This is a genomic window from Saccharopolyspora elongata (assembly GCF_004348985.1).
GTDB lineage: Bacteria > Actinomycetota > Actinomycetes > Mycobacteriales > Pseudonocardiaceae > Saccharopolyspora > Saccharopolyspora elongata.
Genome location: NZ_SMKW01000081.1, coordinates 20,411 through 40,617, shown reverse-complemented (window position 1 = coordinate 40,617; position 20,207 = coordinate 20,411). Strand labels below are relative to the sequence as shown.

At 70.6% G+C, this 20,207-nt stretch carries 18 protein-coding genes and 1 pseudogene; 13 read left to right on the top strand and 6 right to left on the bottom strand.

Annotated elements, in window-relative coordinates; genetic code table 11:
* Positions 1-133 precede the first annotated feature (133 nt).
* The 12 genes from E1288_RS37990 to E1288_RS37935 all read left to right on the top strand — a co-directional run bounded on the left by E1288_RS37990 (position 134) and on the right by E1288_RS37935 (position 13,587).
* Positions 134-1,723 (top strand): ABC transporter substrate-binding protein, encoded by a 1,590-nt coding sequence (locus tag E1288_RS37990; protein WP_207954778.1) that lies wholly within the window; start codon positions 134-136, stop codon positions 1,721-1,723.
* A complete protein-coding gene (locus tag E1288_RS37985) occupies positions 1,720-2,754 on the top strand; it encodes an ABC transporter permease (protein ID WP_207954777.1) in 1,035 nt (344 codons plus the stop codon). Before E1288_RS37990 ends, E1288_RS37985 begins: the two co-directional genes overlap by 4 nt.
* A gap of 5 nt (positions 2,755-2,759) precedes the next feature.
* Entirely contained in the window at positions 2,760-3,602 is an 843-nt protein-coding gene (locus E1288_RS37980) for an ABC transporter permease (protein WP_207954776.1), read from the top strand.
* Positions 3,603-3,610: 8 nt separating this feature from the next.
* Positions 3,611-4,588 (top strand): ABC transporter ATP-binding protein, encoded by a 978-nt coding sequence (locus E1288_RS37975; protein WP_207954775.1) that lies wholly within the window; start codon positions 3,611-3,613, stop codon positions 4,586-4,588.
* The gene (locus tag E1288_RS37970) at positions 4,585-5,355 is read left to right on the top strand and encodes an ATP-binding cassette domain-containing protein (protein ID WP_132493515.1); all 771 of its coding nucleotides are present in this window, start codon (positions 4,585-4,587) and stop codon (positions 5,353-5,355) included. The genes E1288_RS37975 and E1288_RS37970 overlap by 4 nt, the downstream gene beginning before the upstream one ends.
* Before the next feature lie 11 nt (positions 5,356-5,366).
* A complete protein-coding gene (locus tag E1288_RS37965; RefSeq protein ID WP_132493514.1) occupies positions 5,367-6,440 on the top strand; it encodes a sugar phosphate isomerase/epimerase family protein in 1,074 nt (357 codons plus the stop codon).
* Positions 6,440-7,366, top strand: a complete 927-nt coding sequence (locus tag E1288_RS37960; RefSeq protein WP_235884105.1) for a sugar phosphate isomerase/epimerase family protein — start codon at positions 6,440-6,442, stop codon at positions 7,364-7,366. Before E1288_RS37965 ends, E1288_RS37960 begins: the two co-directional genes overlap by 1 nt.
* Before the next feature lie 20 nt (positions 7,367-7,386).
* On the top strand, positions 7,387-8,682 hold the full coding sequence (locus tag E1288_RS37955; protein ID WP_132493512.1) for a 2-isopropylmalate synthase: 1,296 nt from the start codon (positions 7,387-7,389) through the stop codon (positions 8,680-8,682).
* Positions 8,679-9,185 (top strand): 2-oxo-4-hydroxy-4-carboxy-5-ureidoimidazoline decarboxylase, encoded by a 507-nt coding sequence (gene uraD, locus E1288_RS37950; protein WP_165968475.1) that lies wholly within the window; start codon positions 8,679-8,681, stop codon positions 9,183-9,185. Before E1288_RS37955 ends, uraD begins: the two co-directional genes overlap by 4 nt.
* Positions 9,186-9,187: 2 nt before the next feature.
* A complete protein-coding gene (locus E1288_RS37945; RefSeq protein WP_132493510.1) occupies positions 9,188-10,015 on the top strand; it encodes an IclR family transcriptional regulator domain-containing protein in 828 nt (275 codons plus the stop codon).
* A 249-nt stretch (positions 10,016-10,264) separates the two neighbouring features.
* The gene (locus tag E1288_RS37940; RefSeq protein ID WP_132493509.1) at positions 10,265-10,993 is read left to right on the top strand and encodes a TetR/AcrR family transcriptional regulator; all 729 of its coding nucleotides are present in this window, start codon (positions 10,265-10,267) and stop codon (positions 10,991-10,993) included.
* Between the two features lie 11 nt (positions 10,994-11,004).
* Positions 11,005-13,587, top strand: a complete 2,583-nt coding sequence (locus E1288_RS37935; RefSeq protein WP_235884102.1) for a PEP/pyruvate-binding domain-containing protein — start codon at positions 11,005-11,007, stop codon at positions 13,585-13,587.
* Between the two features lie 385 nt (positions 13,588-13,972).
* Here E1288_RS37935 and E1288_RS37930 read toward each other — a convergent pair.
* The 4 genes and pseudogenes from E1288_RS37930 to E1288_RS37915 form a co-directional block, all read right to left on the bottom strand.
* A pseudogene (locus tag E1288_RS37930) lies at positions 13,973-14,317 on the bottom strand (EamA family transporter); the annotation flags it as partial.
* The gene (locus E1288_RS37925) at positions 14,314-15,102 is read right to left on the bottom strand and encodes a 2OG-Fe dioxygenase family protein (protein WP_235884101.1); all 789 of its coding nucleotides are present in this window, start codon (positions 15,100-15,102) and stop codon (positions 14,314-14,316) included. The pseudogene E1288_RS37930 and the gene E1288_RS37925, both read right to left, overlap by 4 nt.
* Positions 15,103-15,168: 66 nt before the next feature.
* Positions 15,169-15,381 carry a hypothetical protein gene (locus E1288_RS37920; protein ID WP_132493507.1) on the bottom strand — a complete coding sequence of 71 codons (213 nt, stop codon included), beginning with the start codon at positions 15,379-15,381 and terminating at the stop codon, positions 15,169-15,171.
* Positions 15,382-15,481: 100 nt separating this feature from the next.
* A complete protein-coding gene (locus tag E1288_RS37915) occupies positions 15,482-15,790 on the bottom strand; it encodes a DUF6221 family protein (protein WP_132493506.1) in 309 nt (102 codons plus the stop codon).
* A gap of 235 nt (positions 15,791-16,025) precedes the next feature.
* Here E1288_RS37915 and E1288_RS37910 point away from each other — a divergent pair, with 235 nt between their 5' ends.
* Positions 16,026-17,135 (top strand): peptidoglycan recognition protein family protein, encoded by a 1,110-nt coding sequence (locus E1288_RS37910; protein ID WP_132493505.1) that lies wholly within the window; start codon positions 16,026-16,028, stop codon positions 17,133-17,135.
* Positions 17,136-17,238: 103 nt separating this feature from the next.
* Here the strand turns inward: E1288_RS37910 and E1288_RS37905 are convergent, their stop codons facing one another.
* Together E1288_RS37905 and E1288_RS37900 are read right to left on the bottom strand one after the other, a co-directional pair.
* Positions 17,239-18,588 (bottom strand): MFS transporter, encoded by a 1,350-nt coding sequence (locus E1288_RS37905; RefSeq protein WP_132493504.1) that lies wholly within the window; start codon positions 18,586-18,588, stop codon positions 17,239-17,241.
* A 173-nt stretch (positions 18,589-18,761) separates the two neighbouring features.
* Entirely contained in the window at positions 18,762-20,171 is a 1,410-nt protein-coding gene (locus tag E1288_RS37900; protein ID WP_132493503.1) for an aspartate ammonia-lyase, read from the bottom strand.
* Positions 20,172-20,207 lie beyond the last annotated feature (36 nt).

Sequence of the window (20,207 nt, the reverse complement as noted above, 5' to 3'; positions counted from 1 at the left end):
CCCGGCCTACCGGCAGGGGCACGGTCTTTCGTCAGGACTCAAGCGTCCAGGAACCAAGAGTGCTCACCTACCGGCCGGCTACCAACCAGGAGTTTGCCGGATGGCTCACTCCCAGAACTGATTAGGAGCCCAGGTGGCCGGTAGCGGAGCGAGATCGAGGCCGCGACGCCTCGCCGCGGTGGTGATGACCCTCGCGTTGGCCGCCACCACGGCCGGGGCGTGCACGGCCGGTGGCCGGGCGGGCGCCACCGCGGGAAACGGGCGGAACATCGTCGTCGCCTACAACAACAAGATCAATTCGCTGGATCCGATCAACGTCGAGTACCAGCAGGCCAACGTGGTGCTGCAGGGCCTCTACGACACGCTGGTCACCTACGACGCCGACCAGCGCCTGGTGGGCCGGCTCGCGTCGGGTTTCGCGCTGTCCCCCGACGCCACCTCCGTCGACATCACGCTGCGCGAGGGCGTCACGTTCCACGACGGGACCCAGCTGACCGCGGCCGACGTCGCGTACACATTGGACCGCGCGGCGCGGCTGGCCCGGGGCGCGGCGACCTACCTGACCGGGTACGCGGGCACCGAGGTCCGCGACGCCGGGCACCTGACGATCCGGCTGACCAAGCCGAATTCGCTGATCCTCGGCGGGCTCAGCAAGATCTACATCCTCAACTCCGCCCTGGTGCGGCGCAACGAGGGAACCGACGACGCGCAGAGCTGGCTGTCCGCCAACGACGCGGGCAGCGGCCCGTACCGGCTCACCGAGGCGCGGCAGGGCGACACCTTCGGCATCCACCGCCACCCCGGCTACTGGGAGTTCGAACCGGCCCGGCCCGACGAGCTCTCGTTCCGGCTGATCACCGAGAGCGCCACGCAACGCGACGAACTGCGCGCGGGCAACCTCGACGTGGCCACCACCCTGACCGCGACCGACGCGGCCACCCTCACCGGCATCGACGGGATCACGGTCCGCACCTCCCCGACCAACCTGGAATCGGTGGTGGTGTTCAACATGGTCGACGGGCCGACCACGAATCCCGCGGTGCGCAAGGCGATTCAGCTGGCCTACGACTACCAGGGCGCGCTGCGGGCCTTCCGCGGCGGCGCGGGATCCGTCGCCGCGGGGCCGCTGCCCAACACGATGTCGTGCCGCCCGGACCTGCCGCCGGCGCATCGCGACCTCGCGGAGGCGCGGCGGATCCTGGACCGGGCGGGCATCGGCGAGCTGACGCTGACCATGAGCTTCCAGCCGTCGTCGACGGTGTGGAAGCAGGAGGCGACGCTGCTGCAGTCGAACCTGGCCGAGATCGGGGTGACGCTCAACCTCGAACCGATCGCCTTCGCCGACTACCTGAGCCGGTTGTCGGACCGGTCGAAGATCCCGCAGATGATGCTGCTGGAGGAGTTCGCCCAGTTCCCCGATCCGGGCGCGCTGCTGGTGCGGGGCTACTACTCCGAGTCGGTGGGCACGAACCGCTCCGGCTACGCCGATCCCGAGCTGGACGCGCTGCTGCAGCAGGCCCTGGCCAGTCCCACCGCCGAGCAGGCCTGCCCGAGCTACCTGCGGGCCCAGGAGCTGATCGACCGCCAGGCGATCACCCTGCCCATGTACACGCTGGAGAAGTCGATCGGCTTCGCCAACCGGGTGTCGGGGGTGCGCCCGGCCACGGTCGGGTCCGGGGTGTCGGTGCCGGATCTGCGGCTGTCCGCGGGAGGCGCCCGGTGAGCGGATCACGACAGGCGATCTGGTTCCTGGCACGCCGGCTGGGTACCGCGCTGCTGACGGTGCTCGGGCTGGTCACGCTGGTGTTCGCGATGATCAAGCTGATCCCGGGCGATGAGGCGCAGGTGGCGGCCGGCGACGGTGCCACCCCGGCGCAGGTCGAGAGGACCCGCGCGCAGCTCGGTCTCGACGCCCCGGCGATCGTGCAGTACTTCCGCTACCTGGGCCGGCTCGTGCACGGAGATCTCGGCACCTCCACGGCGACCCGGCACCCGGTGCTCAACGACGTGCTCGCGGTGCTGCCCGCGACGGCCGAGTTGGTGGTGCTCGCGCTGCTGCTGGCGCTGTTGGTGGCGTTGCCCGCCGCGACGTTCGCGGCGCTGCGGCACGGGGCGGCCACCGACGCGGTCAGCCGGATCCTGGTCGTCATCACAGCCGGGTTGCCGACCTTCTGGCTGGGGCTGCTGCTGCAGTGGCTGCTCGGCACCAAGCTGGAGATGCTGCCGATCTCCGGCCGGTTCTCCGCAGGCATCGAGGTCCCGACGCGCACGGGCATGGCGATGCTCGACGCGTTGCTGGCCGGTGACCTCTACGCGTTCTACGACGCGCTCCAGCACTTCGTGCTGCCCGCCTCGGTGCTGGCCGTCCCGGTCGCCGCGCAGCTGTTCCGGTTGCTGCGCGCGGAATTGCTGACCGTGCTCGCCCGCGAGCACATCACCGTCGCCAGGGCCAAAGGGGTGCCGATGCGGCGGTTGGTGCGCGGTCACGCGGTGCCGAACGCGATGGGTCCGGTGCTGACGCTCACCGGCATCGAGGTCGGCATCCTGGTCGGCTCCGCGGTGCTGGTCGAGTCGATCTTCGGGCTGTCCGGGGTCGGCGCCTACCTGCAGAACGCCGTGGAGCAGCGGGACATCTTCGCGGTGCTGGGCACGGTGACGGCGATCGGTGTGCTCGTAGTGCTCGCCAACCTCGTGACCGATGTGGTGCAGCTCGTGCGGGATCCGCGGCTGCGTTCGACCCGGATGGGCGGGTGAGGACCGTGCCGCAACTCATCAGGTCGACTCGACCGACCAAGCGGAGCACGCTCGACGCGATCGTGATCGCGCTGGTGTGCCTGGTCGTGGCCACCGCGCTGCTGGGGCCGCTGCTGGCGCCCGAGTCGGTGTTCCGCTCCAACGTGCTGGAAGCCCTGCAGCCGCCCAGTGCGGCGCACTGGTTCGGCACCGACGACCAGGGCCGGGACGTGCTCTGGCGGCTGGTGGCCGGGGCGCGCGAAACGCTGCTGGCCGCGATGCTGGTGGTGGTCAGCTATTCGGCCATCGGTTGCCTGGTCGCGGTGCTGGCCACCGTCGGCGGCCGGTGGCTGGACGAGGTGCTGATGCGGGTCACCGACATCGCGCTGGCGCTGCCCGGGATGGTCGTGGCCCTCGGCTTCGCCGCCGCGATGGGGCCGAGCCTCAAGAGCGCGATCATCGCGATGATCCTGGCCGGCTGGCCGATGACCGCGCGGCTGTTGCGCGGGGTGATGCACGAGACCATGGCGATGCCGTTCGTCGCCGGGGCCCGCGTGCTCGGAGTGTCCCGGACCCGGCTGATGCTGCGCCACGTCCTGCCGAACTCCCTGGACGCGCTGCTGGTCAAGTGGGCGGGCGACATCGGGTTCACGGTGCTGCTGCTGGCGGGGCTGTCGTTCATCGGCGTCGGCGCCCAGCCGCCCAGCGCCGAGTGGGGCGCCATGATCTCGGGCGCGAAGGGCTACATCGCCACCGCCTGGTGGGTGGCCCTGGCCCCGGGCCTGGCCATCGCCGTCACCGCCGCGTCCTTCGGGCTGCTCGGCGATCTGCTTCAAGTCCGCCGCAATCCCGCGTTGAGGAAGAAATGAGGTCCGCGATGGTCGCGACCCCGCTGCTGGACATCCGCGGGCTGACGGTGCAGGTCGACGGGCCCGCGGGGCCGGTGACGCTGGTGGATTCCTTCGATCTCGCCCTCGCCGCCGGTGACCGGGTCGCGCTGGTCGGCGAGTCCGGTTCCGGCAAGTCCGTGATGGCCCGGTCGGTGCTCCAGCTGGATCCCGACGTCGCGCTGTCCGGCTCGATCCGCCTGGGCGGCAGCGAACTGCTCTCCAGCGGCGAGGCCGAGTTGACCCGGGTGCGGGGCGGCCGGGTCGGCATGGTGTTCCAGCACCCGATGGGCGCGCTGAACCCGCTGCAGACGATCGGCAGGCAGATCGCCGAACCGCTGCTGTTGAAGGGAGTTCCGCGGCGGACCGCGCTGAACCGGGCCCGGGAGCTGCTGGACGAGCTCGGCGTCGACCGGGCCGCGCAGCGGCTGCGGGCCTACCCGCACGAGTTCTCCGGTGGGATGCGTCAGCGCGTGGTGCTCGCGATGGCCCTGATCGGTGAGCCCGAGCTGCTGATCGCCGACGAGCCGACCACGGCGCTGGACGTGCGGGTGCAGCAGCAGGTGCTGTCGCTGCTGGACGACGTGTGCCGCCGCCGCGGGCTGGCGGTCCTGCTCATCACCCACGACCTGGGGCTGGTCGCGGGTTTCGCCGAGCGGGTCGTCGTGATGTACGCGGGACGCAAGGCCGAGGAACGACCGGTGCGGCCGCTCTACGCGCAGCCCGCCCACCCCTACACCTCGGGGCTGCTGCGCGCGGTGCCGCGCATCGATCGGGAGACGCAGCGGTTGGCGTCGATCCCGGGTGTTCCGCCGACGCCGTCCGCCCGCCCTGCCGGCTGCGCGTTCCACCCCCGTTGCGAGGTGCGCGTGGACCGGTGCAGCACCGAGATCCCGCGGCCGCGTGCGCTGGAGCACGGCGTCGCCGCCTGCCACCTGCTCGGCGATGATGCGGAGGCCCGCCCATGACCCTGCTCGACGTACGCGCGGTGACCAAGGACTTCCGTGGCACGCGCGCCCTGCGCGCCGTCGACCTCGCCGTGGGCGAGGGCGAGACCGTCGGTCTGGTCGGCGAATCCGGGTCCGGGAAGTCCACGCTGCTGAAGTGCGTGCTGCGGCTGGAACGCCCGGACAGCGGCGAGATCCGCTACGACGGCATCGACGTGATCCGTGCGGACCGGGCGCAGCGCAGGCGGTTCCGCCGGGAAGTGCAGATGGTGTTCCAGGATCCGCACGCCAGCCTCAACCCGCGGATGACGGTCGAGCAGCTGGTTTCCGAGGGCATGCTCGTGCACGGGCTGGAGCGGTCCCGGGCCGGACGCCGGGACCGCGTGGCCGAGCTGCTGTCGATGGTCGGGCTGGACCCCTCGGACATGGGCCGCCGCCCCGGCTCGTTCTCCGGCGGGCAGCGGCAGCGCATCGCCATCGCGCGGGCGCTGGCGGTGCGACCGCGCCTGCTGGTCTGCGACGAACCGGTGTCCGCACTGGACGTTTCGGTGCAGGCGCAGGTGATCAACCTGCTCGCGGACATGCAGGCCGAGCTGGGGCTGGCGGTGCTGTTCATCGCGCACGACCTCGCCGTGGTCGGCCACCTCTGCACCCGGATCGCGGTCATCTCGCGCGGCGAGATCGTCGAATCCGGGCCGCGCGAGCAGGTTTTCGGCGCGCCGCGCCACGAGTACACCCGAGCGCTGCTGGACGCGGTGCCCATTCCCGATCCCACGATCGCACGATGAGAGGACGCCGGATGCGAATCGGAGTAGACGGCCGGAAGATCCCCGAGAGCGCCAAGCGCGGGCCGGTCGCCAGCCTCGACCACGGCCACGAGCTCGGCATGGCGGGGCTGTTCTTCCGGACGGTGCTGGACATGAGCCCGACCCTCGACCCCGGCGAGCTCGGGGCGATCCGGCAGCGCGCCGACGAGCTCGGCATGTACCTGGAGACCGGGCTCGGCAAGGTCAACCCCTACGCGCTCGCCGAAGCCCCGGAGCTGCGCGCGGTCGGCGACGGCGACGTGCTGCTGGGGTTCCGGCGCATGATGGAGGCCTGCGCGGCGATCGACTGCCGGGAGCTGTGGGTGGCGACGGCCAACTACAAGCCGGCGTTCCGCGGCCGGTGGGCCTACGACCGCTTCCGCACGGACGTGACCTGGGACGAGCAGCTCGCCGCCACCGACCGGCTCCTGCACCGGCTCGCGCCGATAGCACGGGATCTCGGCATCCACCTGAACCTGGAGACGCACGAGGAGATCACCACCTTCGAGCTGGTGCGCCTGGTGGAATCGGTCGGCGCCGACGTCGCGGGAATCGTGTTCGACACGGCGAACGTCCTGCAACGCGTGGAACACCCGGTGTGGGCGGCGCGGCGGGTCGCGCCCTACGTCCGCCAGACGCACATCAAGGACGCCCTGATCGCGCACGAGTCCGGTGAGCTCGCGTACCAGATGCGCCCGTGCGGCTCCGGCGTGGTGGACTTCGCGGCGCTGCTGCCGATCCTCGCGTCGGCCAACCCGGCCCTGCACCTGACGATCGAGAACGACGAGTCGGTGGACGACCGGCCGCGGCCGCGCAAGCCCATCCTCATCGAGATCTACTCCCCGGAGTTCCTCGCCGGGCACCCGGACCTGACGGTCGAGGAGATGGCCGCGTACCTGGAGATGGTGCACGGCTACGAGCAGCGGATCCGCAGCGGCGAGCTGCTCACCAGGCAGGGCTACGCCGAACAGCCCTACGGCTACGCCGAAACCGTGGCCTACATCCGGCGCAGCGCCGAGCACCTGCGGTCGGTGTGCGCGGCCGCGGATCTGCCGGTGACGGCGTGATGATCGCCGCGCGGCGGCGTGTGGAGATCTGCGCGCGCGACCTCCCGGGCGCCCCGGCCGATCCGGCCGAGGCGGTCGGCAAGGCCCGCGAACTGGGCTTCGGCGGTGTCCACTTTCCTTCGGTGACGGCCATTTCCGCGCGGCACGAGACGCGGGAGCTGGCGGAGTTCGCGGCGTTCGCCGCCGATCGGCAGGTCTCGGTGTCGCTCGGGGTGGGCATGATCAACGCCTACCGCCTGGACCGGGCCGCCGAGCTGCTCGCGGCGGGGTCGGGCGATCTGCTGCGCGGATTCGGCCGGACGCTGGCATCGGCCGCCGCGCTCGGCGTGCACGAGCTGACCGCGGTCGTGGGCATCGAGGCGGACCGCTTCGATGCCGCGATCCCGTGGCCGGAGCAGCTGCGCGCCACCGGTGATCTGCTGGCGCGGCTGGCGCCCGCGTTGCGCGACGCGGGCAGCAGGCTGCTGATCAAGACGCACGAGGAGATCACCACCTTCGAGATCGTCCGGCTCGTGGAGTCCGTCGGCCCCGACGTGCTGGGCGTCGCCTTTGACCCGGTGAACGTGGTGGTCCGGCTGGAAGATCCGGTGGCCGCCGCCCGCCGCGTCGCGCCGCACGTCCGCGCGATCCACCTCGACGACGCCTGGCTGTGCCGGACCTCGCGCGGCCTGGCGCGCCGGATGTGCCCGCTGGGGCGGGGAATCCTCGACTGGCCGCGCCTGCTGCCGGGGGACGCCCGGCTGGTCCTGGACTTCCACCGCGCCGAGCTGGAGTTGCCGTACTTCGACCAGGCCTGGCTCGCCGCGCAGCCCGACGCGACCTGTGTCGAGCTCGCTGCGCTGGCGGCCAACGCCGCGGCGGACCGCGTGCCGGTCTCCGACCTCGGCGTTCGCCTCACTGCGGCGCTCGACGCGCTGCCCCGATGACGGACCTCGAGGAGGATCGCATGCCCAATCCCGACAAGACGCACCGCCGCGAGGGCAGCCACTGGGTCAGCCCGGTGAACTTCGACCCCGAGGTGCAGGGCGGTTTCCGCTGGCCCGATCCGTTCGAGCTGATCGACAGCACGTTGCGCAAGACGTTGTTCACCGCCGGGGCGACCACCACGATCGACGGTTTCCTGCGCATCGCCGAAGCGCTCGCCGACGCCGGCGTCAAGGAGGAGAGCCTCAACATCAACTGGGGCGGCGGCAGCGCCCCGATCCCCCGCGAACTCGAACTCTGCCGGGCCATCGCGGGCCGCGACTTCGGGTTCCGGCTCAACGTCTACGCGGACACGCTGCTGTCGGACGGGGTGAACCGGCAGCCGGTGACGGCCCTTGAGACGGCCCGGCTGCTGGCCGATCTCGGCGTTCGCGTGCTGGCGCCGGGCATCGTGCAGGCGCCGTCGAAGGAGGCGCAGAAGCACCAGTTGGAGGAGCTCGCCGACTTCTTCGAGCTGGCCCGCGAGCTGGGGGTGGACGTCACGATCACGCTCGCGCACGTGGGCAGGCGCGACTGGGACAGCCTCGTGGAGGTGTCCAACGTCGCGATCGCGCTCGGCGCGCGGCGGATCGACCTGATGGACTCCACCAGCAGCCTCGCGCCGGAGGCCATGAAGGTGTTCATCACCCGCTACCGCGCTGCCCTGGTGCGCGACGTCCCGGTGACGATGCACGTGCACGACGACTTCGGGCTGGCCACGGCCGGGGCGATCGCCGCCGCCACCGCCGGGGCGTCCCCGGACGTCTCGGTCGCCGGGGTCTCCTACCGTGCCGGGTTCGCGCCGCTGGAGGAGGTGGTCACCAGCCTCGAGTTCCTCTACGGCGTGGACACCGGCATCCGGCTGGACCGGCTCAAGCCGCTGGCCGACCTCGTGGCCGCCGAGATGGGGCTGCCGATCCCGCCGCTGAAGCCGCTGGTCGGCGAGTACGCGTTCCTCCGGCACATGCCCGGTGACGTGCTGTCCTGCCTGCGCCAGGGAACGGATGCGTTCCCGCCGGTCTCGGCCTGCGTCGACCCGTCGGTCATTGGTTCCCGGATGCGCTGGGTCTGGGACGGCCTCAGCACCGACGCGATGGCCCAGGAACTCGGAAGGTCGCTGGGCGAGGAGCTCACCAGCGAGGAAGTCCGGGCGGTGCGCGCCGCGTTGGACTCGGCGGTGGAGCGGATCACCAGCTACCCGCGCTGGCTCACCTCGGACGAGGCCACCCGGCTGTGCCGGGAGACGCTCGCCGGCGTGCGATCGGCGAACGAGCGGTGAGCGGCATCGCGATCCTCAACGCGTTGTCGGCCGATGCGGCCCGTGATGCGCTGGGCGCGTGCTGCCCGTCGGCGCGCTGGTCGCGGGATTTGGCTGCGCTGCGCCCTTTTCCGTCCGAATCGGCGCTGATCGTGGCGGGCACGGGTCTGCTCGACGGGATGCCCGATGCCGAGCTGGTGGAGGTGATCTCCCGGCACGATCCGATCGGGGTCGACCCCGGCGAGGACCGGGTGACCGGTCGCTGGTCGCGCCGGGAGCAGTCGGGGGTGCTCGGTGGGGACGCCGCGGTCCGCGAGGAGTTCGCCGAGCTGAACCGGCGGTACCGGGAGCGGTTCGGCTATGTCTACCTGGTCTACGCGACCGGGCTGTCCGCCGCCGGGATCCGGGACGACCTCGTCCGCCGGCTGCGCCAGGACGAGGCGGACGAACTGCGGACGGCCCGCGCGGAGCTGCGCAAGATCGTCGAGCTGCGACTCGGCCGAATCCTCGAAGCGGTACGCTGAGCGTGCAGATTGCACACGATGCGCCCGCGCCGGAGGTAGTGGTGGACGAGCAGGACCAGGCGGCACCGTACTTCGTCACCGCCGTGGAACGGGGCATGGCCGTCCTGCAGGCCTTCACCGCCGCTCGCCCCGAGCTGAACTTCACCGAGGCCGGCGAGCTGACGGGGCTGAGCCGCGCCACGACCCGGCGGCTGATGCTGACCCTGCGCGACCTCGGCTTCCTCACCTCCGAGGACGCCCGCACGTTCCGGCTGGCCCCCAAGGTGCTGCAACTCGGCTACAGCTACCTCTCCAGCATGCCGCTGCGCGACATCGCCCGGCCGCACCTGGAAACGCTGTCCGGCCGGCTCGGCGAGACCGCCGGGCTCGCGGTGCTCGACGGCGCGGAGATCCTCTACGTCGCGATAGCGATGTGCCCGCGGCTGACCGCGGTCCGGATCAACCTCGGCACCCGCTTCCCCGCGCCCGCGACCGCCGCCGGGCGGGTCCTGCTCGCCAACCTGCCGCCCGCGGCGCTGGATAAGGCCCTCGCCGAGACGACGCTGGACCGGGCCGCGGGCACCACGTCCGAGCGGGTGTTCCGCGATCGCCTGGCCGAGATCCGTGACCAGGGCTGGGCGCTGGCCGACAGCGAGCTCGACGACGAACTCCGCGGCGCGGCCGCCCCGGTCGCCGATCAGGACGGCCGCGTCACGGCGGCGGTGAGCGTCTCGCTGCACAGCGGCCGCCAGACCGCGGAGGCCATGCAGCACGAGGTGATCCCGCAGGTGAGGAACACGGCGGACCTGATCCACGCCGACCTGACCGGAACCCCCCGAACCAGGCCCTGACCGCCACGACGGCGCTACCGCGGGCCCGGTTCGGCCGGTCGCGGTGCGCCCTGCTGGTCGCGCCAACGGTGCCAGCTTGCCGATCCACGAAGCCCGGCCGGCTCGACGCTGCCGCCCGAATGGGCATCAAGAGCGCGTAAATAGCCGCCCCCTGCTGCTTGTCACCTCCGCGTGGCAGGCGTAGCTTGTGCACTCATGACCGGATGAGTAAATCCGGTCAAGCATGCGTAGAACATCGTGGAGGCTTGGGTGGCGGATGGTGCTCGGGATCGTTCCCTCGAACGCCGGCAGCGCGGGCAGCGGATTCTGGATGCCGCTGCCGAGTTGATCCTGCGCTGGGGTTACGACAAAACCACTTTGGACGATGTCGCCCGGTTGGCCGGGGTCTCGAAGGGGACGATCCACCTGCACTGGAAGAACCGGGAGCGGCTGTTCCTGGTCCTGCTGCGGCGGGAACGGGTCGGGCTGCTGACCGAAGTCCGGCGGCGGGTGGTCGAGTCGCCGCAGCAGCCGTCGCTGCACGACCTGCTGCTGCACACGGCGCTGGTCTACCAGCGGCATCCCCTGCTCATGGCCGTGCTGACGCGGGACATGGACGTGATCGGCAAGCTGGCCCGCACCGAGAAGGCGGCCCAGGCCGGGGACGCGTTGCGCAGCGATTTCGTGCGGTACCTGGAGGTGCTGCACGAGCGGGGCCTGATCCGCACCGATTTGGGACTGGCCGAGCTGGTGCAGCTGGTCAGCTCGGTGTTCCTCGGGTTCTTCCTGGCGCCGCCGCTGGTTCCGGCGGAGTTCGCGGTCTCCGACGAGACGCGTGCGCAGTTGCTCGCCGAGACGGCGTGCCGGGCGCTGGCGGCCGGGCCGGAGTCCACTTCGGAGGATGCCCGGGGCCTCGCGGCGGCCACGGTGTCGTACCTGGACGAGTCCTTGAGCAATGCGGAAGCGAAGTACCAGGCCCTGTTGGGTGCTGGGGAATGAGGGGTGTTCCGTTGTCTGTTGTAGTGCCGTTGGATGCCGCCGACGCGGACTTGGCGCTGGTCGGTGGCAAGGGTGCCTCGCTGGCGCGGCTGGCGGGCGCGGGGTTGCCGGTGCCGCCGGGGTTCGACGTCACGACGGTGGCGTACCGGGATTTCGCGGCCACCGCGGGTTTGCAGGAGCGGATCCTGACGGCGGTGGCGGAGGTCGATCCGGACCGGCCGGAGACCGCGCAGGCGGCGTCGGAGAAGATCCAGCAGTGGTTCGCCGAGTCGCCGGTGCCCGCGGAGATCGCGGAGGCGGTCGGGGCGGCGTATGCCGGGATGGGCGAGGACGTTCCGGTGGCGGTGCGGTCGTCGGCGACCGCCGAGGACCTCCCGGAGATGTCGTTCGCGGGTCAGCAGGACACGTACCTCAACATCCGCGGCGAGGCTGCGGTGCTGGATGCCGTGCGGCGCTGCTGGGCGTCGTTGTGGACCGCGCGGGCCATCGACTACCGGCTGCGCAACGGGGTGGCCGCCGACGAGGTGGCGCTGGCGGTCGTGGTGCAGGACCTGGTGCCCGCGGAGGCCGCCGGGGTGTTGTTCACCCGGGACCCGGTGACCGGGGCCGGTGAGGACGTCCTGGTGAACGCCGCATGGGGGCTGGGCGAGTCGATCGTGGGCGGCCAGGTCACGCCCGACACCTACGTGGTGGCGCGCGACGGCCGGGTGCGAGAGCAGATCGTCGGCGACAAGGCGGTGATGACGGTGCGCACCGCCGAGGGCACCAGGGAAGAACCGGTGCCGGAGGGGCGCCGGGGTGTCCCGGTCCTCTCCCCCGCCGAGGCCGGCGAGCTGGCGGCGCTGGGGGTGCGGATCGAGGAGCTGTACGGGCGGCCGATGGACGTGGAGTGGGCTGCCCGGGACGGCCGGTTCTGGGTGGTGCAGGCGCGGCCGATCACGGGGCTGCGGGACCGGCCGGTGGAGACGTGGAACGACAGCCTCGGCGGGGATTACCTGTGGACGTGCGCGAATCTCGGTGAGGCGATCCCGAGCGTGATGACGCCGTGCACGTGGTCGCTGGTGGAGATCTTCATGTCGGAGACGATGGCGCTGTCGCGGGTCGGGCCGCACCGGCTGTCGGGCAACATCGGCGGCCGCTTCTACCTGAACCTGAGCTTGACGTTCGCGGTGGGCAACGCGCTGGGGCTGGGTTCGCTGGTGCGCGCCGCCAGCGAGCAGGCGTTCGGGCGCATCCCCGCGGATGTTGCGGTTCCGGCGCTGCCGATGTCGCGGTGGCGGGTGGTGCGGTCGGCGCTGGCGAGCGCGTTGCCGTTCCGGCGTCGCGTCGCGGCGTACCAGCGGCGGCTGCCGGAACTGCTGGCGTCCTCGCCGGATCGGTGCGCGCGGTTGCACGAGCGGATCGCCGCGGCCGGTGACGCCGGGGAGTTGCGGGCGTTGTGGCGTTCGGATGTGGAGCCGTTGCTGCGGGATTCCAGCCGGATGCTGGCGGCCGGGGCGCGGTTGGACGGCGCGGGTCTGGTGCGGATTCGGCCGCGGCTGCTGAAGCTGGTCGGCGAGGCGGACGCGAACGCGTTGCTGACCGGGCTCAGCGCCGGCGGCGACGCGCTGGCGAGCCTGGGGCCGGTGATGGGGCTGGGTGAGCTGGCGCGCGGGGAGATCGACCGGGACACGTTCGCGCGGTCGTGGGGGCACCGGTGCCCGGACGAGTTCGAGGTGTCCGCGCCCCGGCCCGCCGAGGATCCGGAGTGGATCGACCGGCAGCTGGCGGGGTTGCGGTCGGCGGCGGATCCGGCGGAGTTGCTGGCGCGGCAGCAACGCACGCGGGATGCGGCGTGGGAGCGGCTGCGATCACGCCACCCGGGCAAGGAGCGGCGGTTGCGGCGCCGGATCGCCGGGGCCGCGCGGGCCGCTCGGGGCCGGGAGGCGGCGCGTTCGGAGTTGATCCGGGCGTTCTGGGTGCTGCGGGCCTTCGTGTTGCGCGCCGGCGAGCTGACCGGGTGCGGCGACGACCTGTTCTTCTTGCGGATCGAGGAGGTCCTGGCGGTGCTGGGCGGTTCGCGGGAGCCGTTGGGGGCGGTTGCGGACCGGCGGCAGACCTACCGGGCGTATGCGGCGTTGGGGCCGTACCCGACGTTGGTCCGGGAACATTTCGATCCGGTGCGGTGGTCGGCCCTGCCGGATCGGCGGATGGACGTGTTCGACGAGTCGGTGGCGTTGGCGCCGGTGTCGCATTCGGTGCGCGGTTTCGCCGGCGCGGCCGGTGTCGTCGAGGGCACGGCGCGGGTGCTGACCTCGGTCGACGAGGGCGATTCGTTGCGGCCGGGCGAGGTCCTGGTGACGACGGTGACGAACGTGGGATGGACACCGTTGTTCCCGCGGGCCGCGGCGGTGGTGACGGACGTGGGTGCGCCGCTGTCGCATGCCGCTATCGTGGCCCGGGAGCTGGGGATTCCCGCCGTGGTGGGCTGCGGCAACGCCACGACGCGGCTGCGCAGCGGTGATCGGGTGCGGGTGGACGGCGCCGCGGGAACCGTCGAGGTCCTGAGTGCCGATTCGGGGGTTGAGGAACATCGAGACGAAAATTGGCGTTAGCCCCCGGGTTCCTGTCGAGGGCCTTGATCAGGATGCTGGAGCTTCGCTGCGGTTCCGCCGCAGTGGGTGGATGTAGACCCTGGATTTTGCCTGCGCGAAAGCTACCGAAACGCCCACGCCGGGGCGTATCGGTCGGCCGAGTGACCAACCGATTCATGCCGAACCGGACCACGCGGACGGATGCCGTGCCGTGGTGACCAGGTAGCACGAGGCCAGACCGGCCAACTCGGTGACCAGCGCGGCGCGGTCTTGTCGAGACCGCGCCGCGCTGGTCAGGATGAACTCGCCGGTGCATTAGGGTGAGACCGACCGTGAACCCACGCAGCGACAGGATTCCCAAGCCCACCGTGGCAATCCCCACCGCACCCCAGGTCGCCAATCCGATCCGGTGCCGCAAGAGCAATCCAGCGATCATGGGTGTGAACACCACGGACATCCCGGTGATGAATCCCGACATGGACGCCGACGTGTATTGCTGGCCGAAGGTCTGCCCGATGTAGGCGATGCCCAGCAAGAGCCCCATCAGGACACCGTGCCCCCACTGCTTTCGGTTCAGCACCAGCAACCGGCCGGGACTCCACAACGCCAGCGCACCGGCCGCGACGAGGAACCGCACAGCCAGGAAATCCATCGGCGGTGCTTGCTGTGTCACGTCCTTGACGACGACGAATGTCCCGCCCCAGACAGCAGTGACAATGACCAAAGAAGCAAGTGCAAGCGGCTTCGTCATGCTCGCTGCGTCATCGGGGTGAAGTCGATCAACAGCACCGCTCGCTCGGCTGTCTCAGCGCCGGCAGCGACGGTGACAGGCGCGACGTAATGGCTGACCAGGTCGTCCTTGACCCCATAGGAGTCCAGCGGGTGGCAGAGCGTGAACCGGTCCAGCACGCTTTCCGGTGCGACATCGTCCGGGGAACTGCCGGCGCAGGCTGGAGTGGCTATGACGTTCTCGCCGCCTTCCGCGTCACGCCGGTAGATCAAATGCGCGAACGCGTAGGGTTCTCCGTCCTGGTGCAGCATGTCGGGGGTTGCGACCGCGCGGCCGCCGGGGCTGTCTACCGACAACCTGATCAGGTGGACGCCGACATGGATCGGCCAGCAGAGCTCGACCTCACTCCACGTCGTTTGCGAGAAGTCGAATTTGATCAGTTCGGTCAACAGGGAATTCCGCCTTATCGACTCCGTGAGTCCCGGCATGTTCCGCACCAGGCCGAGGAATTCCGGATTGTGCATTCCCTGCTGGTAGTGGTTGACGCTGCAAGTCGTGCCGTCCGGCATGTTCACGAGAGTTTCGGGCATCCAGTGAAACTCACCATTCCACGGCAGCAACACCCCTCGGCCGAAGCGGCGAAAACGGCCCTCGTTTCGCGAGTGCGGATCACATGGCAGCTGCCCGAACTCCACGGTCAAGCGACGAAGCCGCTCATCTGCCATGGAGATCTCTAGTTTTGACGCCAGCTCGTATCGAGCGTAACCCAACCGTTGAAGTTCGAGCGCGGGCGCGGCTAGTTTCACAGTGATCCTTTATTGAAAATTTAACTGGTCGCGTGAATATTGACGACAGCAACAAATGTCGCTCAATTATTCATCGGAAATGATGGTATCGCCGAGGCAGGATGAGAAAGCCGGTACAGGTACAAATCTGCCCGTTTGCTTCCGGAACCTGCTCGGAAAGGTAGGAAACAGCTCCGCCTTGCGCGCGATCGCCTCGGCGGGGACACCTTCGGCGGCAGCGAGGCCACCGAAGGTGTGCCCGGAGAAGGCCGGCAGCTTCGCCGTGGTCTGCTCGAACACCTCCGCCACCCGCCGGTAGGACAACCGTGCCCGCCCCTTTTCCGGGTCCAGACCCCCGATGCCTGACGCCGCGCCTCCCGGCGCCCCTGGACCGGCGGGCTCAGGGGCGCCAGCGGGCGATGTAGCCGGGGCGGTCGGCGTAGGGCAGGCCGAGGAGCGCCCGCGTGGGGCAGCCGCGTTCGTCCTCGGGCGGGTAGCTCTCCCCCAGTTCGTCGCAGGGGCCGCCGCCGGTGCCGCAGTGGTGGTGGGTGGAAAGCAGGCGGGACTTCAGCTCGCATTCCCGGAATCCCCGGATGGGGGTGATCAGGCAGGCGTGGGCGGCGCCGGTTTCAGCGTCTTGCCTGGCCACGCGCAGCAGCTCGAGGTCGATGTCGAGCTGGCGGCGCAGGAACGTGACGAACCGGTCCATCTTGCGCACTCCCGTTGTCCGCGGTGTTCGTCGGTCACAGACAGGGACGCGGCGGCGGTTCGGTTGTGACGCGTTCGACGCGGGTGATCTTGTCATCCGGGGACGGCGTGGTGGCTTCTTGACCGGTTGTTGGCGGGTTGTCGCCAAGAATTCCCCGCTCCGGTTACCGCTGCGTACCGTTCGGGGCTCCGGGCTCGGCCCTGATCATGATGTTCGTCCGGTTTGGGGAGTGGCTATGGCGTTGCGCGATGTTCGGATGGCCCGTCGGGTGCTGTTAGCCGGTGGGCTGGCGGCGACGGCGGTCGGCGTGTGCGGGTTGCCGGCGGTGGCCGCCGGCGGGTCGCGGCGGGCGGCCGCGCCGGAGATCGCGTCGACGGCGGATTGGCAGGCGCGGGAGCCCAGTTCGCCGGTGGACGTGCTCGACAGCAAGCCGGTCAAGATCGTCGTGCACCACACCGCCTCGCCCAACGTCGACGACACCTCGCAGGAGGCGGCGTTCGCGCTGGCCCGGCAGATCCAGGACTTCCACATGGATTCCAACGGGTGGAAGGACACCGGGCAGAACTTCACCAACTCCCGCGGCGGCTGGCTGATGGAGGGCCGCCACCAGAGCCTGGAGGTGCTGACCGCCGGCGATCAGCACGTGCAGGGTGCGCACGCCGGTGCGGAGAACCCGGTGTCGCTGGGCATCGAGAACGAGGGCACCTACATCGACACCGACGTGCCGGAAGACCTGTGGGATTCGCTGGTGCTGTTGTGCACCTACATGGTGTCGCAGTACGGCATCGAGCCCGGCGAGATCTACGGGCACCGCGACTTCATGGCCACCGAATGCCCCGGTGATGTCCTGTATGGACGGTTGCCGGAGCTGCGCGAGGCCGTCGGCGCGGCCGCGGGCCGGGCCGTGGTGCAGCCGGCGGTGTGGCCGCTGCTGCGCCCGGAGGCGGCGGGCCCGTCGGTGACGGCGTTGCAGCTCCTGCTGCGGGCGCAAGGTGTTTCGGTGCCGGTGGACGGTGTGTTCGGTCCGCAGACGCAGGCCGCGGCCGGCGGGGTCGTCGCGGCCGGCGGCGCGGCGGGCGTGTCCTGCTATGCGACGCGGTTGCCGGAGCCGGGTTTGTTCGGCGGTTCGGCCTGGGCCGGGCTGACGCCGGTGCTGGGCCAGGGTGCCGGTGGTGATGCGGTGCGGGCGGCGCAGGTCTTGCTGACGTCTCGTGGCCGGTACGTGGCGGCGGATGCGCGTTTCGGCGACCGGATGGTCGCGGTGGTGCGGGAGTTCCAGGCGTCCAGCGGCCTGGCGGCCACGGGTGTGCTGGACCAGCGGACCTGGCAGCGCCTGCTGGGCTGATCACGGAGAACCGGCTGCACCTGCTCAGGTGCAGCCGGTTCTCCGTGATGTGCCGGCCGGTCGGGTTCGTGTCTTCGCGTTCCGCCGGCATCGGGACTCTGGTTCAGGCTTCGGTGTGCTCCCCGGCGAGGTCCTCTTCCTGCAGCAACGGATTCCCCGCGGTTTCGCGCATGGAGAAGGCCGCGATCAGCCCGATCACGGCGGCGACCATGAGGTACGGGCCGGGCACCAGCGTGCTGCCGGTGGCCGAGATCAGGACCGTCATCAGGTAGGGCACGGTGCCGGCGAACAGGGCGGCGGTGAGGTTGTAGGCGATGGACAGGCCGCCCTGGCGGGTGCGGGTCGGGAAGATCTCGGCGGACCACACCGCGTACGTGCCCAGGATCGCGGAGAGCACGACGCCGAGTGCGAGCCCGCCGATCCACGTTCCGGCGAGGCCGGTGCGCATCAGCAGGTAGGCCGGGGTCGCGAGGACGAACAGCGCGATGCCCGCGCCGAGCAGGACCGGTCGCCTGCCGACGCGGTCGGACAGGCGGCCGAACGCCGGGACGAGGACCAGTCCGACGAGGGAGATGACCGTGGACAGCAGCGCGGCGTTGCCGGCGGAGTGGCCCAGGTAGTCGGTCTCGTAGGTGACCAGGTAGGTGAGCACGGCGTAGAACGGCACGTGCATCATCGTCATCAGGCCGGCGGCCTGGAGCAGCTGCTTCTTGTTGTTGCGGAAGAGTTCCCGCACGGGGCTGCGGGGCACGTTGTCGGTCGCTTCGAGGGTGCGGTACTCGGGGGTGTCCTCGATCTTGTTGCGGACGACGAAACCGACGATGCCCAGCGGCGCGGCGATGAGGAACGGGATGCGCCAGCCCCACGAGGTGAGCTGCGCGTCCGAGAGGCCGACCGACAGCAGGAGGAACACGAACGACCCGGCGAGGAACCCCAGCAGCGAGCCGACTTCGAGCCAGCTGACGCCGAACCCGCGGCGGCGGCGCGGCGCGAACTCGGCGAGGAAGCTCGCGGCGCTGCCGAACTCGCCGCCCGCGGCGAAGCCTTGCAGCAGCCGCAGGAAGACCAGCAGCAGCGGGGCCGCGATCCCGATCGTCGAGTAGTCCGGCAGCAGGCCGATGGCGAGCGTGGCGCCGGACATCACGAAGATGACGATCGACAGCGTGCGCTTGCGGCCGATCCGGTCTCCGAGCGGTCCGAACACCAGCGCTCCGACGGGACGGATCCCGAACGACACCGCGAAAACCCCGAACACGGCGAGGAGGCCGGCGGTGGCGTTGCCGGCGGGGAAGAAGACCGAGGCGATGGTGCTCGCGAGATAGGCGTACGCGGCCCAGTCGAACCAGTGCACGAAGACGCCGACCGCGCCCGCGGCGACGCTCCGGCGCAGCGTCGCGGGATCGGCGATCGTCTCGGTGAGCTCCCTGGCCGGGGCGGATTCACGTGTGGTCATGGGCGGCCTCCTTGGACCGGATTTCGTGATGACGCTAGGAGCGGTCCGTGGCATCTCACAAGAAGTAATAACCAAAGCAATGCATCGAGAGGATCTATGCAGAGCCGCTGAGCCGGGCCGAAACGCGAACCTGACAAGGCTGAAACGGCAACTTCACCGCAGCCCGGGGACGGTCAGCCGACGGGGCCGCCGGTGAGGGCCTGTGGCGTGGTCAGCGCGCCGAGTTGCTCGTCGGTCAGCAGATGCCGTTCCCGCACCAGCTCCAGCGCGGGCCGGCCGGTGCGGTGCGCCTCCAGCGCGATGGTGCACGCGGTTTCGTAGCCGAGCGCGGGACTCAGCGCGGTCACCAGGCCTGCGGAGGTGGCGACGATGCCCGCCAGATGCTCACGGCGGGCGGTGATGCCGCGTACGCAGTGCTCGGTGAGCACGCGGATCGCGGCGGTGAAGTGGTCGAGGCCGGCGGTCAGGGCCCGCGCGATGATCGGTTCGAACGCGTTGAGCTGCAGTTGTCCGCCTTCCGCGGCAAGGGTGATCGTGACGTCGTTGCCGACGATCTCGAATGCGACCTGGTTGACGACCTCGGGGATGACCGGGTTGACCTTGCCGGGCATGATCGACGATCCGGCCTGCCGGGCGGGCAGGGTGATCTCGCCGAGCCCGGCCTGTGGTCCCGACGAGAGAAGTCTCAGGTCGTTGCAGATCTTCGAGAGCTTGACCGCGACCCGTTTCAGGACGCCGGACAGCTGGACGAACACGCCGACGTCCTGGGTGGCCTCGATGAGATCGGGGGCGGAGACGAGCGTCGGGATACCGGTCAGCTCGCGCAGGTGCGCCACGGCGAGCTCGCGGTAGCCGGGGCGGGCGTTGAGCCCGGTGCCGATCGCCGTGCCGCCGAGGTTGAGCTCGTGCAGCAACAGCCGGGCCTCGGCGAGGCGCTGCTCGTCCTCACCGAGCGTGGCGGCGAACGCGCCGAATTCCTGGCCGAGCGTCATCGGGACCGCGTCCTGCAGCTGGGTGCGGCCCATCTTGAGGATGTCGGCGAACTCGACCGCCTTGGCGGCGAACGCTTCCCGCAGCCCGGCGAGCGCCGCGAGCAGCTCGGCGAGGTGGCTGTCGAGCGCGAGCTTGACCGCCGTGGGGTAGACGTCGTTGGTGCTCTGGCCCAGGTTGACGTGATCGAGCGGGTGGAGCGCGGAGTGATCTCCGCGGTCGTGGCCGAGCAGTTCCAGTGCCCGGTTGGCGATGACCTCGTTGGCGTTCATGTTCGTCGAGGTCCCGGCGCCGCCTTGGATCAGGTCGACGACGAACTGGTCGTGCAGCCCGCCGTTGCTGATCTCGGCGCAGGCCTTCGCGATGGCGTCGGCCCTGGCGCGGTCGAGGGCGCCGACCTCCGCGTTGGCGTTGGCCGCGGCCTGCTTGACCGCGGCCAGTGCCACGACCAGATGCGGGCGGTCGGCGAGGGTCTCCCGCGTGATGGGGAAGTTGACGAGGGCGCGTGCGGTGTGGGCGCCGTAGTAGGCGTCCGCGGGCACGCTGATCTCGCCGAGCATGTCGTGCTCGGTGCGCGTCGGGGCGTGGGACATCGTTGTCCTTCCCGGAAAAGGTACGGATTCAGAACG